The 452-nt window shown below is 67.0% G+C and carries 1 pseudogene; it reads left to right on the plus strand.

Annotation, left to right across the window (positions count from 1 at the left end):
• Positions 1-452, plus strand: a pseudogene (locus tag L6D81_RS29340) (RHS repeat protein); the annotation flags it as partial.

The following is a 452-nucleotide window of genomic DNA, read 5'->3' on the forward strand; positions in this document are numbered from 1 at the left end:
GGGCTGGGGCACCCTGCGCTACACCTACGACGCCTGCGGCCAACTCACCCGCCTGCGTCTGCCGGACAACAGCAAGCTCGACTACCACTACGCCAAGGGCGGGGCGCTGACTGCGATCGACCTCAACGGCGCCTTGCTCACCCGTCACGTCTACCAGAACGGCCGCGAACAGCAGCGCCAGCAAGGCCTGCTGCTCAGCGAATATGCCTACGACGAACAGGGCCGCTTGAAGTCCCACGCCGTAGGCCATCAACGCAGCGCGCTGTACCGCCGCGACTTTACCTACAGCGCCAACGGCAATCTCGAGCACATCGCCGACACCCGACACGGCCAGCGCAGCTACACCTACGACGCCCTCGACCGGCTGATCCGCGTGCGCCACACCCGCGACGATGTGCCGGAAAACTTCGCCCACGACCCGGCCGGCAACCTGCTGCTGCAGGATCGCCCCG

Source organism: Pseudomonas sputi (genome assembly GCF_021603585.1).
Lineage (GTDB): Bacteria > Pseudomonadota > Gammaproteobacteria > Pseudomonadales > Pseudomonadaceae > Aquipseudomonas > Aquipseudomonas sputi.